This window comes from Bacillus cereus group sp. BfR-BA-01381 (assembly GCF_022663555.1).
Lineage (GTDB): Bacteria > Bacillota > Bacilli > Bacillales > Bacillaceae_G > Bacillus_A > Bacillus_A pacificus.
This window is the reverse complement of sequence record NZ_JAKUFR010000007.1, coordinates 27,001-43,383: the sequence shown is the minus strand read 5'-3', so window position 1 is coordinate 43,383 and position 16,383 is coordinate 27,001. Positions and strand designations below refer to the sequence as shown.

The following is a 16,383-nucleotide window of genomic DNA, read 5'->3' as shown; positions in this document are numbered from 1 at the left end:
TTATATAGTTTCTTTCTTATGTTGATAAATATAATATTTTGTATTTCAGTTAAATATTGTATGTTACATTTTATGTAGTAAGCATTTTAAAAGGAGCTGACAACATAATGGATGGAAAAAGAAAAATTTTCACATGTATTTCTATTATAGGAATCGGACTAGCTAGTTTTTCTAATTCTAGTCTCGCAGCAATTGTAACGGACAATTCAGTACAAAATTCTATTCCCGTAGTTAGTCAACAAGTAGCTGCTGCAAAGGAAATGAAACCCTTTCCCCAGCAAGTTAATTATGCAGGTGTTATAAAACCGAATCATGTTACACAGGAAAGTTTAAATGCTTCTGTAAGAAGTTACTACGATAATTGGAAAAAGAAATATTTGAAAAATGATTTATCTTCTTTACCTGGTGGTTATTACGTAAACGGAGAGATTACGGGCGATGCGGATGGATTTAAGCCACTTGGAACTTCAGAAGGTCAAGGGTATGGGATGATAATTACAGTATTAATGGCTGGTTATGATTCGAATGCTCAAAAAATCTATGACGGTTTATTTAAAACAGCAAGAACTTTTAAAAGCTCTCAAAATCCTAATTTAATGGGATGGGTTGTCGCAGATAGTAAAAAAGCACAAGGTCATTTTGATTCTGCTACTGATGGGGATTTAGATATTGCCTATTCTCTTCTTCTTGCCCATAAGCAGTGGGGATCTAATGGAACAGTTAATTATTTGAAAGAAGCACAAGACATGATTACAAAAGGTATTAAAGCTAGTAATGTTACAAATAATAACCGACTAAATTTAGGAGATTGGGATTCTAAAAGTTCACTTGATACGAGACCATCTGATTGGATGATGTCACATCTTAGAGCATTTTATGAATTTACAGGTGATAAAACTTGGCTTACTGTTATTCATAATTTGTACGATGTTTATACGCAATTTAGTAATAAATACTCTCCCAATACAGGACTTATTTCAGATTTCGTTGTAAAAAACCCACCACAACCCGCACCTAAAGACTTCTTAGATGAGTCAGAATATACAAATGCATATTATTACAATGCTAGTCGAGTACCTTTAAGAATTGTAATGGACTATGCGATGTACGGTGAGAAGCGAAGTAAAGTCATTTCTGATAAAGTATCTTCATGGATTCAAAATAAGACGAATGGAACTCCTTCTAAAATTGTGGATGGTTATCAATTAAACGGATCCAATATTGGTAGTTATCCAACTGCTGTATTTGTGTCACCGTTTATTGCTGCAAGTATAACAGATAGTAATAATCAAAAGTGGGTAAATAGCGGTTGGGATTGGATGAAGAATAAGAGAGAAAGCTATTTTAGTGATAGTTATAATTTATTAACTATGTTATTTATTACAGGAAATTGGTGGAAACCTGTACCTGATAATAAAAAGACACAAAATCAAATAAATGATGCAATTTATGATGGATACGATAATTAATTAAATTTGAGAATGGTTAATTAAAAAGGAATTAGCATACGCTAGTTCCTTTTTACTATCTTGTAAAACATTATCCATTCTAAAATTCGCATAGATATACTTGTTTTTTTCATATACATAGTTATTGATGATTCTATGTTTTTGTGAAGGGAGGGTATTTCTTGGAAAAAGTATTATTTTTCGGAGACCCAGGTATTGATGACTCATTTGCTATTATGTATGGTTTACTGCATCCCGAAATTGAAATTGTCGGTATTGTAACCGGATACGGAAATGTTGAGCATATACATGCTGCACATAATGCAGCGTATATTTTACAGTTAGCAAATAGACAAGACATTCCTGTCATTAGTGGTGCAACAAAACCACTTACAGAAGAAATCACTACGTACTACCCTGAAATTCACGGAGCAGAAGGATTAGGTCCCATCCATGTTCCAGAAAAAGTATTATCTATTCCAATATACAATTTTGGCAGTATTGCTGCGATTCTTATAAAGTACGGAAAAGATTTAACGATTGTTGATGTAGGAAGATCTACCTCGTTAGCAATTGCTTTTAATTTATGGAATGATTTAATGCTAAATGTAAAAGGAATCTATTTCATGGGTGGTGTTTTTTTAGAAGTAGGAAACGTTACGCCATTAGCAGAGGCAAACGTGTATGGCGATCCTATAGCAAGTAAAATTGTTTTCCATCAAGCAAAGAATTTATTAATATTCCCTTTAAATGTAACAAACAAAGCTGTGTTAACACCAAATGTATTTAACTATATTCAAGCTAATACAAAGAATCCATTTCATATGATAATGAAACCAATGTATGATTACTATCTATCCGCATACAAAAAACTTAATCCATCTATCGAAGGACCTTTGCTACATGATGTGGTTGCAATAAGTGGATTAGTAAATCCAAGTTTTTTTGAATTTGTGCATCGTACAGTAAATGTAGATACATACGGAGATACGAAAGGACAAACATTTGCTGATTTTCGCCCTAGCTCTATATCTGAAGGAGCCCATATAGCATTAGAAATAGATGAACAAAAATTCATTCAAGATTTTATAAAAACCATGTTATAAGTTGGTGTCGACAAAGGGAATTGTTTCACTACGTTGAATATAAACATACATCCTCTATATAAGGGAGCTTACAATATTGAATGTCCAGTTAAAGGTTGTTACGAGAGAAAATTGGGAAGAAGCATTAAAGCTACAAGTTAAAGAAAATCAGTTGAAATTTGTTCCATCCGTAGCAGTTTCACTTGCTAAAGTATATATAAAACCAGATGGTGACAATGTAGAGTACATGCCATTTGTGATATATGATGGCGACCGTATGGTTGGTTTTATTATGCATGCTGTTGTAAGAGAGACATCGGATATGTATTGGATTAACGGATTTATTATTGATCAATCGCAGCAAGGTAACGGTTATGGAAAAGCGGCATTACAAGAAAGTATATACTTAATAAAAAATACGTTTAAGGCATGTAAAGAAATTAGATTAACAGTACATAAAGATAATATCTCTGCTAAGAAACTATATGAACGTTATGGTTTTCAATCATTGGGACATGATTATGATGGTGAGCAAGTATATCGCTTATTCGTTTAATTATTTATGTAGCAAAGGTGTGAAATGAATTATGCAATTTACTGAAGTCAAAATTGAAGTATTTATCCCTGAAGAATACATTGAAATGTTGAGGAATGAGTTAAATAAAATTGGTGCTTGTAAAACGGGAGAATATGATCATTGTCTGTCCTATAGTTCTGTGAAAGGATACTGGAGACGGTTAAAAGGCGCATCACCTTTTAACGGGGAAATTGGTCAGATTTGTGAAGGGCAAGAATGTAAAATTGAAATAAATTGTAAACGAGAACTTGTAAAAAATGCTCTTGAAGTTATCAATAAAATTCATCCGTATGAGACACCAATGATTTATAATATCCCGATATTAAATGACTATTTTGAGCAAGTATAAATTGAATACCTAGGAGGAATATCAATTGAAAAGTAAATTCCATCATATTGTACGAGCTGTTATGGTAAAGGATAAAAAATTGTTAGTGGCGGAATATATTGGCCATCATTATTTTTTACCAGGTGGTCATGTTGAAGTTGGCGAATCAGCTGAAAATGCATTAATAAGAGAACTACAAGAAGAACTCGGAGTAAATTGTAGTATAAAACAATTTTTAGGAGTCATAGAAAACCAATGGCAAGATCGAGAAGTTCTTCACCATGAAATCAATCATATTTTTGAGATAGATTCACAAGAGTTACATATTGATTTCGTACCAAAATCTAAAGAATCTCATTTAGCGTTTCACTGGATAGATTATAATCAAGAAACATTAAATACGTATAAAATTATGCCAGCTCCTTCAGTTAAAGAGTTACTAGAAAGAAAATTAAGTGATGAACTACTAAACTGTTGGATTAGCAATTTTTAAACGCCTCTATCAATAGTAAATCCGTCCGCCAAAAGGAAAATAAGAAAATAGGCTAAAAAACAAGGTACATCACCTAGTGTAAGTTCATATTTTGTTGATGTACGCATTTAGTCTATAGTCTTGTTTCTACTTTATTTACAAAAATTTATTAACTTTAATATTTGGACGGAATTTACATTAATAAATGGAGGGTTTCATAATGAATCAGTTTCAACAAGAACTACAATCATTAAACCTTAATGATTTTCAAACTGGTAATGTTGTTTATTGGGATCAACAACAAAATCAATATCCATATTATTACATTCAAGGCGATGTACGTCGTTGCGGTGGATGCGGTGGTTGTGGCGGACGCTGCGGTGGTTGTGGCGGCAGATGTGGTGGATGCGTAGGTTGTGCAGGATGTTTCGGTTGCTTTAATTGCTGGAACTGGTGGATCATTTAGGTATAGAAGATCAAAACTATTTTACATGAAAGAAAGGTGTGAAAATTATTTTGCACTTTTCTTTCATGCTGTAATTTTGTATTAGTGTTAAGGGGGATTCATTTGTATACATATGATAAGTTGATTTCTTGGGTAGAGAATATAAAAGAAAAAAATCATAGTTCTGCAGCAGCACTTTGTATTATAAAAGATAATAAAATCGTACTAGAGCATTATAGTGGTTATCACACAAATACATCTACAAACAAGAGAGTAACAGCATCTTCACAATTTAACGTTGCTTCTGCTAGAAAAAGTTATTTAGGATTAATGATAGCGTATGCGCTTTACGAGGGGAAAATAAACTCTATTGATGATGAAGCGATAAAATATTTTAAAGACTTTGATCCTGTATTGCTTGGTAAAACGACGATAAGACATTTAGTAACACATTCGCACGGATTAGAAGAAACGAATGACGGGACAATTTTTCGTGAATTTGAACCGGGGCAAGGATGGGCGTATAGAGATATTAATGTAAGGATGATGACACGTCTTATTTATCAGCTATATAACAAAAGTTTTCCTGAATTGTTAAAAGAGCGTGTGTTTAAACATGCTAATTTTCAAGAAACAGGTTGGAGAGTTCAGCAAGATGAAAATTTAGTTGAAGTCGTTAATGATCCAAATGAAGATGCAATTAGCGCAATTGGTACAGTAGATGACGGTACGGAAAAAAATCTGTTTGTTTCAGCTAGAGAATTTGCTTATTGGGGAAATCTTCATTTAAATCAAGGTGTATTAAACGGGAAACAAATTGTTCCAAAAGAAGTGATAGAAATTGCGACAAGTTTACAGAGTCCAACATTTACAAACAATGAACTACCACAAAACGGGTTATTTTGGTTCGTTCAAAATGAATCTGCACAGTTGAGCGAACTTGGTGAACGAGTACCCAAAGGATCATATCAAATATTAGGAATTACGGGACCAACTATATTAGTAATACCTGAATATAATGTAGTTGTTGCAAAAATGTATAATAAAAGATATAACTACGGCGGTGATAATTATTTATATTATTTACGTGAATTCAGCAATTTAGTCGTGGATACATTTCGTAACGGTAATAGGGCATAATTACTCCTATAATGAAAAGGAGTGAGAGAAAGTGAAAGATAAAATGAATAAAAACAAAAAGCAAAACATTAAAGATGTAAATACAGAGCAAAATGCAATTTATAGCGATCCGAAAGATGCAGCTAATATGCAAACGGTACCGCAGCCGAAGGATTTTGATGAAATTGAATATTAATTTTTCGTTTATCCGACCATATGATGAATCAAAAATACATCTTAAGTCCCATCACATGATTGAAAACTTTTGGTACTCTATATACATAAGCATTTGAAAATGTCTTATCTTAACAAAGCTTTCTTTAAGTAAATCTAATATAACCTGCAGAAAGACACTTCATTATGGAGTGTCTTTTTGTGTACATGAATTCAATTTCCATTTTTCATGCAGTATCTTGCTTTTTATGATGGTTATACTAACTGTGAAAATTCATGTCACGATAAAAGAAGGGGACAGTTAGTATGAAACAAACCTCTATAAATCCGTTACTAATTGTTCTAGGTACAATCATTGTTCAAATTGGCCTTGGAACAATTTACACATGGAGTTTATTTAATCAGCCCCTTGTTAGTAAGTTTGGATGGAACCTTAATGCCGTTGCGATAACTTTCTCCATTACAAGCTTCTCTTTATCATTTTCAACATTATTTGCAGGAAAGTTACAGCAAAAATTAGGGCTTCGAAAACTCATCGCTACTGCAGGGATTGTGCTGGGACTCGGTTTAATACTTAGTTCACAAGTTTCTTCCTTACCATTACTTTATTTATTAGCTGGTGTAGTAGTTGGTTATGCAGATGGAACTGCTTATATCACATCATTATCTAATTTAATTAAATGGTTTCCAAATCGAAAAGGACTTATTTCTGGTATATCTGTTTCTGCATATGGAATGGGTAGCTTAATCTTTAGATATATAAACGGAAGTCTGATCGATAGCCTTGGTGTATCACAAGCATTTTTATATTGGGGTATCATCGTTTTACTTTTAGTATTAATCGGATCGTTCTTCTTACGTGAAGCAATAGTGAGTAACACTGTAACTGAGACGTTACACAATGATTATACGCCTCGTGAAATGATGCGAACGAAGCAAGTATATCTTTTGTTTTTTATGCTATTTACGTCGTGTATGGGTGGTCTATATTTAATCAGTATGGTAAAAGATATTGGAGAGCAGCTCGTTGGACTTAGCGCTGCAACTGCTGCTAATGCCGTCGCAATGATTGCAATTTTTAATACAGTAGGTAGAATCATTCTTGGAACGCTATCAGATAAAATTGGTCGAATGAAAATTGTCTCTGCAACGTTTGTTATTATTGGATTGTCAGTCTTTGCTTTAAGTTTCATTCCACTAAATTACGGGATTTATTTCGCTTGTGTAGCCAGCGTAGCCTTTTGCTTTGGTGGTAATATTACAATTTTCCCAGCCATTGTTGGGGATTACTTCGGTTTAAAAAACCATAGTACAAATTATGGGATTGTATACCAAGGGTTCGGATTTGGTGCGCTTGCAGGATCATTCATCGGGGCGCTTCTTGGAGGATTTGAACCAACCTTTATTATAATCGGCGTTCTTTCTGTTATTTCTTTCGTTATATCTATTTTAATTCGTCCACCAAAAGCAGAAAAGAAAAAAGAAACACAACATTTATATCGAAAAGTAGCTTAAGTTTAAAAAGAGTCCTCATAAAGGGCTCTTTTTATATTACACAACATTTAATTTGCCCTTTTTAGCCATTGTGTAGGAAGAATACACTTACTTAATTTAAAATGAAATGATTTGAGAAGCAATAAAGTGGTTTATTTATTACCGAATCAAGTAGCAGATAAGTAAAATATTCATATTGTTTTATAAAAGAATCAGAATGCTATTATAAAACTATAGTTAATCCGCTTTGTTATTAGGCAAACATTTCATTTATATACCAGTATTTTATTATAAAGGTAGTTGGCTTATTTTGGTTACAACCATGATTTCTTCTTTTATTGCATTTACTTCAACAAATATTGTTACATTAGTTATCTTTTTTTGCATGATAGCAATATGGTGTTTTATTAGCTACACATTGTTAAGAGCTCTTATTTTAGCTAAATTACTTGAGAGAAATTGTCATATTATCGTGCCAATCGTTCTAATTGGTTTAGGAATGTTCATTCTTTTTCGCAGTAATACAATAGAATTATTTTACTAATACGTTCAAACTAACGGAAGTTTTAATTAAAAAGAATCAAAAGCGATAAAAAGCGATAAAAAGCGATAAAAAGCCGTACTACAAATAAAATGTAGTACGGCTTTTTAAAATTTTAGTGAAATGAAACAGTGCACTACGACTATTAAGTTAGACAGGATATTACGATTATTAAATTGAATAGATACTTTAAAAGGAGCGTGATGATTAAAATGAAAATAGTAAAACAATGGGTCCAAGAAGATAGTGATTACATAAGAGAAAAAGTAATTGAATATAATCAAAAACATATTTCAGATGAAGAGAAAAAGCCTTCAGAAAAAATTAGTTTTATAGTGAAAAATGAAGATGATGAAATAGTAGGTGGAATAACTGCAATTACATTTTGGCATCACGTACATGTTGATTTCCTGTGGGTTTCTGAAGAATATAGACACGAAGGTTATGGAACCAAGTTAATAAAACTTATTGAAGAATTTGCAATTGAAAAAGAGTGTAGGCTAATCAATTTAGATACTTTTAGCTTTCAGGCACCTGCTTTTTATAAAAAACATGGATATAAAGTAATTGGAGTAAGCGAAGATCACCCTAAAGGGCATAATCGATACTATTTGGAAAAAAGGTTAGAAAATATATAGAATCCCAAAATGAATCAATCAAACCATAAAGAGCGTACGTTGAATAATTACTTTCAAAATACGCTCTTTTTTATTTAGAAATGAAGGGGTATCGAGTATTACCTTTACTAAGGACAGATAAATGAAATACTCAATTAACTTTTTTATATTTTAAAACGAATAAATGGTAGAATGTAACAAAGATAGAAAATTCCCATTATTAGAGGTGGACTTAGATGAAGAAAGTAAATGTTACATATGCACTTTTATACGATAAAACAAACGAAAAGATCTTAATGGTAAAAAACAAAGGAAAGAATGGTTCTTATTACACACTACCAGGTGGCGCGGTTAAATTGGGAGAAACGTTAGAAGAGGCATTAATTCGGGAAGTGAAAGAAGAAACCGGTCTACATATAACTGTAAATGGTATTTGTTACATTAGCGAAGCTTTTTTTGAAGAGAGAGGACATCATGCAATTTTCTTTAATTTTTTAGGCGAAATAATCGGCGGAGAGACATATATATCAAGACCAAAAGAAATCGAAGAGATTACTTGGATGGAACTTCATATAGCAGCACCGTATTTGCGTATACCAGAACATTTACTAGACATTTTACAAAAGAAAGAAACAGTACCTTACATTTTTAATGGAACAATCATTCATCAAGCAACATAAAAATATCATTTCATATGAGGCGGGGAAAAAATGGAGTTTATCGTTAATCATAAACATTTCACTCAAGCACTTTCAGAAGTAAGTAAAGCAATATCTACCAAAGCTATAATTCCTATACTATCCGGTATAAAAATAACTGCAAATCAATCTGGAATTACTTTAATCGCAAGTAATTCAAATATTTTTATCGAAAAATTCATCCCTAGTTCCATGGATGACGAACAAATTACGACTACCTTAAAAGCAGGAACAATTGTTGTACCTGCAAAATACTTCATTGAAATTATAAAGAAAATGCCAAGCGATATAGTAATAAAAAGTAAGAATGAGCAAACAATTACCATACAATCAGAAGAAATCACATTAAACTTAAATAGTTTTCCAGTGAATGAATTTCCTAACGTACCACAAATAGACGATCATGCAGAAATACAAATAGAAACAAAACAATTAATTGATGCGTTTAAACAAACAGTCTTTGCAGTAGCGAAAAATGAATCTAGGCCCGTTCTTACCGGAGTACATATCGAGTTAGACCACAACAAATTAATATGCGCTGCAACTGACTCTCATAGACTAGCTATACGTGAAACATTAATTTCTACTAATGTGAAAGCGAATTGTATTGTACCAAGTGCAACCATTAATGAACTTTTAAAATTAATGAACAGCAATTTAGAATTCGTTTCTATTTATCTATCAGAAAGCCACATTATTTTTACATTCGGCACAACTACATTATATTCAAGATTAATTGAAGGGAAATATCCTAATATATCTAGTTTAATTCCAAATAAATTTCAAACAGTCATTAACATAGATAGACAAAGAATGTTACAAGGGGTAGATCGATCAAGCTTATTAGCAAGCGAATGGGCAAATAACAATGTTAACTTAGAAATTGTAAACGAATCTACAATTAAAGTTTCTTCTAATGCTTCTCAGATTGGAAAAATATCTGAGACACAACAGATAGATGCGATTCACGGTGAAAAACAATTACATATATCTTTCGATGGACGATTTATGGTGGATGCTTTAAGGGCAATAAAAGAAGAAACGGTTACTTTAAGTTTCAGTGGTTCTATGAGACCGATATTAATTGAAGCAGGGGCACAATCTGCAGCAGTACATCTTATATCTCCAGTAAGAGCTTATTAAAAACGTAGGAAGGAATTACATTATGTACAAGCACACTTTATGTTTTATAAAAAGAAACGAAGAGATACTTATGTTAAATAGAGAATATGACCCTGTAAAAGGATTATGGAATGGGGTAGGAGGAAAGATAGAAAAGGGAGAAACACCTTTAGAAAATGCAATTCGTGAAATAAAAGAAGAGACTAATATAAAAGTTACACATGACCAAATTCAATTTAAAGGCATTATTAAATGGGAGGATTCTTCATATTCTGGCGGAATGTATGTTTATCTAGTAGAGCTATTTAATGAATTTACATATCACACTCCAAAAAAAGTCTCAGAAGGAATTTTAGATTGGAAAGAGGTTTCTTGGATTCTTAGTGACTATAATTACGGCGTAGGAGAGATGATACCTAAATTTTTAGTTGAAGTGCTCCACAATGAATTCATATTAGAGCATAATTTTATTTTATCTAATCATAAATTAATAGATTATAGGAATAAAGAATTAGCGAAGCAGGACAACTCTATAGATAATATAATTCCATTATAAAAAGTAAGAATCTTAATCTATCATACACAGCAAAATAATTATCACCTAAATATAAAAGCCATAGATTATTCGAAGAGTAGCTAAGGAGAAAATTTATATGAGGATGAGTGTGATGAAGAAAATAAGTATTTTACTTATAGGTATCGTTCTAATTACTATTGCTTTTTATCAATACAACAAAAAAGAAGGTTTAGCTAAAAATGATAAGGTGTTTGTAGAAGACTTTAAAGGTAAAAATGATTCAAACAAAATACAATCTGCTATTAATAAAGCAGAATCTAGTAAAATTAAAACAGTATTGCTTGATGATAAGAAGTATAAAATCACGTCACCAATCGTAGTGAAACAGGGTGTAAAGTTATTATTTGGTTATGGAACACAATTTGTTGTTGAAGGTAATTTTAGAGTTCTAGAGTTAGAAAAAAACGCTTCTATTGAAGGAGCTTATATAGCTATAGATGATCCTACATTTAATTCTGAAGTTATATATTTAGACGGAAAAAATAAGTATTATAACACTTGGCACAAAACAAAAATAAAAGATATAAATATTATCAATTGGACAGAAACGAATAAAGGCACCGGCATTTCTTTGTATTCTGGTGGGAAGGAAAATGAAATTTCATTTATTAATTTTGAAAATATAAAAGTTGTAGGAATGGAAACTGGGGTGAAATTAGTAGCAAAGAAACCACAATCTGGACATGCATGGATAAATGCCAACCGTTTTATGAATTTCTCTCTCGAAGATTGTGTAAATATGATTTATATGGATAGTAATGTAACAACGCCAAATGAAATTAGTGGTAACCTATTTACAAACCTTCAAATACAACCTACAAATAAAACGAAAAGTATTGCAAAGGTAAGTGGACAGCATAACGAGTTCAATGGAATGGTGTGGGATTTACAGAAAATCAATCATGAAAACGAACTCGTTGAACTAACTGATAAGAGTATGAATACAGTGATTGAAATGTCCAGTGTACCAGCAAATAGAATTTTAGATAGCGGGAAATCAAATATAGTGAAATAAGTTTAAAAACAGAAAAAGAGCGCATTCCTTATAAGAAATTTCGCTCTTTTTCTATTTATAATTAAATTTCTCTCCACCAAGCTGATGAAGGATAGTCTATAGATTTTAAAGTAATAGATTCGCCAATTTGAGGCGTTGTAATTTTAACTCCTAAACGGTTAGCTTCTTTCGTAACACGCTCTATCGGGTCACTCCATTCATGTAATGCTAATGTAAAAGCACCCCAATGAATCGGAAGAAGTAATTCTCCTTGTACATCAATATGAGCTTGTACAGTTTCTTCAGGCAACATATGAATCGCAGACCACCTCGGATCATATTGTCCGCATTCCATCAATGTAAGATCGAATGGACCATATTTATCACCAATTTCTTTAAAGTGAGGGGCATAACCGCTATCACCACTAAAGAAAATTTTAGTCTCTTGACCAAGAATAAGCCATGAACACCATAACGAACAATCTCTATCTGTCATACTTCGTCCAGAGAAATGCCTTGCAGGAGCACATACTAACTTAATATTATCAAACGTAATTTCGTCCCACCAATTATGCTCACTAATTTTACTAGGTGAAACACCCCATTTAATAAGATATTGTGCAACTCCAGTTGGAACATAAAAGTGCTTTGCGCGATCTTTTAACTGCATAATACTTTTATAATTTAAATGATCATAGTGATTATGAGAAATGATAATCGCATCAATTTCTTGCAGGTCTTCACGTTCTAAAGAAAAGGTACCGCTATAACGTTTACTATTAAACAGAGGAAACGGGGAAGAGGCATCTCCAAACATCGGGTCTAATAACAATGTTTTACCTTCTATTTTTAATAGTGAAGCAGAGTGCCCAAACCATGTAATACTCTCTAAAGACTTATTGTTTTTCTCCGATAAAACAATAGGTAAATTCTTTATAGGACGCAGTTTAGTTTTCATTTTAAAGTAATCAGTCATTAAACCTATAATATCTTTCGGTTTAAAACTTACATCAGTATGAATTTGATTTATATATTTCTTTTTCATTCGTTCTCCTTTTTACGTTTAACAATATACGTATGTTGTTATTGTAGCTATCTGTAGTTTAAACGAAATCATTTTACCTTTCACCTTAAATACAGTACATTTCATAAATTTGTCAAATTCATTATTTGTGTATATAAAATGTAAATCCTACAGCAGCAGATACAAGGAATATGAAGTAAATGTAAATTGTTTTAATTTAGTAAAGTTCTTCTTATAAGCAACAAAGAACATATGTTTTGTTATATGTTATAGAAGAAAATATGTCTCTAATTATCAAAGGGAAGGAGAGGATGTAAGTGCAAATAGAGAGAAAAAAGAAATCAAAATGTAAACTATCAAAATCTGAAATCATTCATCTGTATGCGGAAGGGAAGGGTACCTCAGAAATCGCTATGCTTGCTAACGTATCTGCAAGGTATATTCGTATGGTTTTAACAGACAATAACGTTCCAAGGCGTGCTATAGGGAGTTGGAAGAGGAAGTATGACATATCAGAAGATTATTTTAAAACGTGGTCAAATAATATGGCTTATATATTAGGATTTATAGCAGCAGACGGTGTTATACCAAAAGAAAATCAATGCGTCAGTATATCACAAAAAGAAAGTTATATTTTAGAAGACATAAAAAAAGAACTAAAAACAAACCAGCCACTTTACCAAAACAAAAAGACAGGCGTATATATGCTAAATATTAATAGCAAAACAATAAAATACGATCTAATGAACATTCACGGAATTAAGCCATGTAAATCTTTTAACATTGAATTTCCTTTTGTACCAGAAGAATATTTACATCATTTTGTGCGAGGGTATTTTGATGGGGATGGTTACGTCAATTATGAAACTTATACAGTAAGCTTTGTAGGAGGATCATATACTTTTATGAATTCTTTACATCAAATTCTTCAAAATCGCAATTTACGAGCCGAGTTACTAAATCAAAACAAACATTATCGCGTTATTTTATCAGGGAGAAAATCAATACAACTATTTTCAAATTGGATTTATAAAGACAAAAATATTTATTTGCATAGAAAATATGAAGTGTTTCAGAAGGAAAGTCTGAGTTTAGACCAATTACAAGATCGAAAATTAAAACAAACTCAAACTGCCGTTAAACAAAGAAAACAAAATTTTCTTAAAGAATATATGAAAAATAAATGTAGTGCTACAGCTTGCTCTAATTTAAAAATAAGTGAATCCACTTTTAAACGTTGGTTAAAAAATGATAATCAATTTAAAAAAGACTATGAAAGAATTCATTCAATATAAAAATGCAAGAAACCTTAGTATCTCTATGCTAAGGTTTTTAATTTGAGATTATTAGAGGATACTTATTTTCGTTTATAGAACTTAGTATATACATAGATTTTACAATGAATTTACTAGTAAGGGAGGGAATATGAAATGCCCACTAATAATAGTCCGGAGAATATATTACATACGGCTTATGAAACTAAAATGATTTCATCTGGAGATAATTCGCCAGCTATAAAAATAAAAGGAACGAAACTTCAATATTTACTTGTATTGGTTCATCTTGGTTTTGAGTCAAATGCTATAAAAATGATGCTAAATTGGACAAATGATGAATTCGAAAAGCACGTTAATTCATTAGAAGTAGAGGGGCTATTGAAACAAACAGGAGGGAGGTACTATCCAACATGTATGGTTATAACAGCTTGTGAAGGAAGAAAGCTTTATAACCTTTGTGAACCTCTAATTAAACCAACACTTAGGATCTTTGAAAACTATTCAAGTCATATTGAAGATATTTCAAAAAGAATCGACACGTTTAATCATTTATCTAGAGAATCTTATAGTCTTTTATTGTATAGTGGTGTGTTATTAGATTTTGGACAAATAAATCACATTGAAGAAAACTATTTAAAAAAGAAACGACCTTTAAGAAATAAGAAACGATATTATTATGCTATTCAAGAACAAGAACTAACAGATATAGAGGCTTTCGGGATGTATGGTAATACGTATTTAGATTTAGGAGAAGTTCAAATTGGTCTTTATGGAAATTCTCGATATTCAACATTAAATTTAATAACAGCAAATAACGAAACATTTGAAGAATATTTTCAAAACAATATTACTGATATTAATTATAAGAAAAAGCAATTAGTAAAAGGTTTCGTAGCAGCAGATAGACAAAAAGACTTACATTTTAACGTAGTTTACGAAAAATTAGGCTTATATCAAAACTCACAACCTATTATCCCAGTGTTTGAAAAAAAAGACTTATCTACGCTTAACGAAATTGCAAACACAATCAGTGAAGATTTAGTCTTATTGTTTAATGGAAATGATAAACCTTTAAAAGAATACTTTGCCAGCAGCAGATACTCAAAAGAAATTACTTATGAAGAGTTTTTTATCTGGTGGTATCACTTTTTCTATACAAAAGTAACTGAAGAATTAATAAAACAAGGTGTAATTATAACAAGCACACAAAAAAATCAAACGTACATAATCCATTAATAACTTTAAATTAAAGTGTTAATATACTTTTACAAATGTAGCAGCTGAATGGATAAATAATTATGAGTAAATAAGGGATAATCTAATATAAAGAAAATAAGATATTCAAAGAGGAGAATGGCCATGCAAAAGAAATTTATCAATCCAGAAACGATGCCACCAACTTTTGGATACTCACATGTTGTCGAAGTTAGTAACACTAAACGAACAATTTATATATCTGGACAAGTAGCGATCAATACTGATGGTCAAATAGTAGGCATTGGTGATTTAGCTACACAAACGCGACAAGTTTTCGAAAATATTAAAAGCGCTTCAGAAACTTCGGAATTAAGATTTAATGATGTAGTCAAATTAACATTTTTCCTAACAGACATTTCTCAAATGGCCATTGTTAGAGAGATTCGAGACCAATACATTGACACTAAAAATCCTCCAGCAAGTTCAGCTGTAGAAGTTAGAAAGTTAATTAACGATAACTTATTAATTGAAATCGAAGCAATTGCTGTAGAAAACTAATTTTAAAAACGTATTTGCAATCATATCAATACAATTCGTTTAAAATGAACACATTAAACGAATTGTATTTTTTATTATTTAAAATCCAATTTATATAGAGGATAAAGCGAATAACTACACAATCAGTCACACATTACTGATTCGGTGAAAAAGGGGACATAACAACCTATACTAACATTTAATAAGTTTATTATTTTCAGTAAGTTAACATAATATATATTATAGGTAGTTATAGAAACAAAGCAATATCAGGTATCAAAAACCAAGTAAACTATACTTAATGAGACGAAACGGAGATTTTTAGTGAGATTTACATAAATTCTTATCTAAACGGATTTCTACAGTTTTTACCGTTTGTTTTGCTATACAATCAATCACCGCAAATCTGAATCAATAATCGATTCAGATTAAACGAATTAAAATCACTTTTGATTAGCGAGAAATTTTTATACAGAAAAATCATTTCTAAACAAAACATAAATTAATAATTATATTTTATGTTTTACTGTATGAATTTATTGCTATTTACACACGTTTTACAACTTCACATTATTTATTGTTATTTCTGCTATTTACGCTTGACTTTTGTTATACCTATTGTTTTATATTCTAGTTAACATAACGTTTATTTTTAAC

19 protein-coding genes are annotated in these 16,383 nt (G+C 31.3%); 18 read left to right on the top strand and 1 reads right to left on the bottom strand.

The features are described 5' to 3' along the window. Positions 1-107: 107 nt before the first annotated feature. From MR079_RS04020 to MR079_RS03950, 15 genes are all read left to right on the top strand, one after another. Positions 108-1,469 carry a family 8 glycosyl hydrolase gene (locus MR079_RS04020; protein WP_139865728.1) on the top strand — a complete coding sequence of 454 codons (1,362 nt, stop codon included), beginning with the start codon at positions 108-110 and terminating at the stop codon, positions 1,467-1,469. 161 nt (positions 1,470-1,630) lie between these two features. After that, positions 1,631-2,554, top strand: coding sequence for a nucleoside hydrolase (locus tag MR079_RS04015; RefSeq protein WP_139865729.1), 924 nt, complete (start codon positions 1,631-1,633; stop codon positions 2,552-2,554). A gap of 76 nt (positions 2,555-2,630) precedes the next feature. Next, positions 2,631-3,089, top strand: coding sequence for a GNAT family N-acetyltransferase (locus MR079_RS04010; RefSeq protein ID WP_242293566.1), 459 nt, complete (start codon positions 2,631-2,633; stop codon positions 3,087-3,089). Between the two features lie 31 nt (positions 3,090-3,120). Continuing rightward, the gene (gene cutA, locus MR079_RS04005) at positions 3,121-3,459 is read left to right on the top strand and encodes a divalent cation tolerance protein CutA (RefSeq protein WP_139865730.1); all 339 of its coding nucleotides are present in this window, start codon (positions 3,121-3,123) and stop codon (positions 3,457-3,459) included. A 25-nt stretch (positions 3,460-3,484) separates the two neighbouring features. Beyond that, entirely contained in the window at positions 3,485-3,931 is a 447-nt protein-coding gene (locus tag MR079_RS04000) for an NUDIX domain-containing protein (RefSeq protein ID WP_242293565.1), read from the top strand. 199 nt (positions 3,932-4,130) lie between these two features. After that, positions 4,131-4,376: a heterocycloanthracin/sonorensin family bacteriocin gene (locus MR079_RS03995; protein ID WP_001071372.1), complete on the top strand. Its 246-nt coding sequence runs from the start codon at positions 4,131-4,133 to the stop codon at positions 4,374-4,376. A 102-nt stretch (positions 4,377-4,478) separates the two neighbouring features. Beyond that, a complete protein-coding gene (locus MR079_RS03990) occupies positions 4,479-5,495 on the top strand; it encodes a serine hydrolase domain-containing protein (protein ID WP_242293564.1) in 1,017 nt (338 codons plus the stop codon). A gap of 31 nt (positions 5,496-5,526) precedes the next feature. Continuing rightward, the gene (locus MR079_RS03985; protein ID WP_000653369.1) at positions 5,527-5,670 is read left to right on the top strand and encodes a hypothetical protein; all 144 of its coding nucleotides are present in this window, start codon (positions 5,527-5,529) and stop codon (positions 5,668-5,670) included. A 284-nt stretch (positions 5,671-5,954) separates the two neighbouring features. Beyond that, entirely contained in the window at positions 5,955-7,163 is a 1,209-nt protein-coding gene (locus MR079_RS03980; RefSeq protein WP_139865733.1) for an L-lactate MFS transporter, read from the top strand. A gap of 301 nt (positions 7,164-7,464) precedes the next feature. Beyond that, on the top strand, positions 7,465-7,686 hold the full coding sequence (locus tag MR079_RS03975) for a cadmium resistance transporter (RefSeq protein ID WP_277932984.1): 222 nt from the start codon (positions 7,465-7,467) through the stop codon (positions 7,684-7,686). 209 nt (positions 7,687-7,895) lie between these two features. After that, a complete protein-coding gene (locus MR079_RS03970) occupies positions 7,896-8,321 on the top strand; it encodes a GNAT family N-acetyltransferase (RefSeq protein WP_139865734.1) in 426 nt (141 codons plus the stop codon). Between the two features lie 215 nt (positions 8,322-8,536). Next, entirely contained in the window at positions 8,537-8,980 is a 444-nt protein-coding gene (locus tag MR079_RS03965) for an NUDIX hydrolase (protein WP_242293563.1), read from the top strand. Between the two features lie 30 nt (positions 8,981-9,010). Further along, positions 9,011-10,141 (top strand): DNA polymerase III subunit beta, encoded by a 1,131-nt coding sequence (gene dnaN, locus MR079_RS03960; RefSeq protein ID WP_242293562.1) that lies wholly within the window; start codon positions 9,011-9,013, stop codon positions 10,139-10,141. A 22-nt stretch (positions 10,142-10,163) separates the two neighbouring features. After that, positions 10,164-10,676: an NUDIX hydrolase gene (locus tag MR079_RS03955; protein WP_139865737.1), complete on the top strand. Its 513-nt coding sequence runs from the start codon at positions 10,164-10,166 to the stop codon at positions 10,674-10,676. 97 nt (positions 10,677-10,773) lie between these two features. Further along, a complete protein-coding gene (locus MR079_RS03950; RefSeq protein ID WP_139865738.1) occupies positions 10,774-11,712 on the top strand; it encodes a hypothetical protein in 939 nt (312 codons plus the stop codon). A 61-nt stretch (positions 11,713-11,773) separates the two neighbouring features. On the opposite strand, the gene MR079_RS03945 is transcribed toward MR079_RS03950, so the two are convergent. Continuing rightward, positions 11,774-12,736: an MBL fold metallo-hydrolase gene (locus MR079_RS03945; RefSeq protein ID WP_242293561.1), complete on the bottom strand. Its 963-nt coding sequence runs from the start codon at positions 12,734-12,736 to the stop codon at positions 11,774-11,776. Positions 12,737-13,032: 296 nt separating this feature from the next. On the opposite strand from MR079_RS03945, the gene MR079_RS03940 reads away from it, so the two are divergent. From MR079_RS03940 to MR079_RS03930, 3 genes are all read left to right on the top strand, one after another. Continuing rightward, positions 13,033-14,010: an LAGLIDADG family homing endonuclease gene (locus MR079_RS03940; RefSeq protein ID WP_242293560.1), complete on the top strand. Its 978-nt coding sequence runs from the start codon at positions 13,033-13,035 to the stop codon at positions 14,008-14,010. A 135-nt stretch (positions 14,011-14,145) separates the two neighbouring features. Then, positions 14,146-15,228 carry a hypothetical protein gene (locus MR079_RS03935; RefSeq protein ID WP_242293559.1) on the top strand — a complete coding sequence of 361 codons (1,083 nt, stop codon included), beginning with the start codon at positions 14,146-14,148 and terminating at the stop codon, positions 15,226-15,228. 123 nt (positions 15,229-15,351) lie between these two features. Further along, positions 15,352-15,747, top strand: coding sequence for a RidA family protein (locus tag MR079_RS03930; RefSeq protein ID WP_242293558.1), 396 nt, complete (start codon positions 15,352-15,354; stop codon positions 15,745-15,747). Positions 15,748-16,383: the final 636 nt, after the last annotated feature.

Coding starts and splice junctions, on each gene's coding strand:
- MR079_RS03945 (WP_242293561.1), bottom strand. CDS start 12,736: ATGAAAAAGAAATATATAAATCAAATTCATACTGATGTAAGTTTTAAA.
- cutA (WP_139865730.1), top strand. CDS start 3,121: ATGCAATTTACTGAAGTCAAAATTGAAGTATTTATCCCTGAAGAATAC.
- MR079_RS03995 (WP_001071372.1), top strand. CDS start 4,131: ATGAATCAGTTTCAACAAGAACTACAATCATTAAACCTTAATGATTTT.
- MR079_RS03950 (WP_139865738.1), top strand. CDS start 10,774: ATGAGGATGAGTGTGATGAAGAAAATAAGTATTTTACTTATAGGTATC.
- dnaN (WP_242293562.1), top strand. CDS start 9,011: ATGGAGTTTATCGTTAATCATAAACATTTCACTCAAGCACTTTCAGAA.
- MR079_RS03980 (WP_139865733.1), top strand. CDS start 5,955: ATGAAACAAACCTCTATAAATCCGTTACTAATTGTTCTAGGTACAATC.
- MR079_RS03965 (WP_242293563.1), top strand. CDS start 8,537: ATGAAGAAAGTAAATGTTACATATGCACTTTTATACGATAAAACAAAC.
- MR079_RS03930 (WP_242293558.1), top strand. CDS start 15,352: ATGCAAAAGAAATTTATCAATCCAGAAACGATGCCACCAACTTTTGGA.
- MR079_RS03975 (WP_277932984.1), top strand. CDS start 7,465: ATGATTTCTTCTTTTATTGCATTTACTTCAACAAATATTGTTACATTA.
- MR079_RS03955 (WP_139865737.1), top strand. CDS start 10,164: ATGTACAAGCACACTTTATGTTTTATAAAAAGAAACGAAGAGATACTT.
- MR079_RS04020 (WP_139865728.1), top strand. CDS start 108: ATGGATGGAAAAAGAAAAATTTTCACATGTATTTCTATTATAGGAATC.
- MR079_RS03970 (WP_139865734.1), top strand. CDS start 7,896: ATGAAAATAGTAAAACAATGGGTCCAAGAAGATAGTGATTACATAAGA.
- MR079_RS03935 (WP_242293559.1), top strand. CDS start 14,146: ATGCCCACTAATAATAGTCCGGAGAATATATTACATACGGCTTATGAA.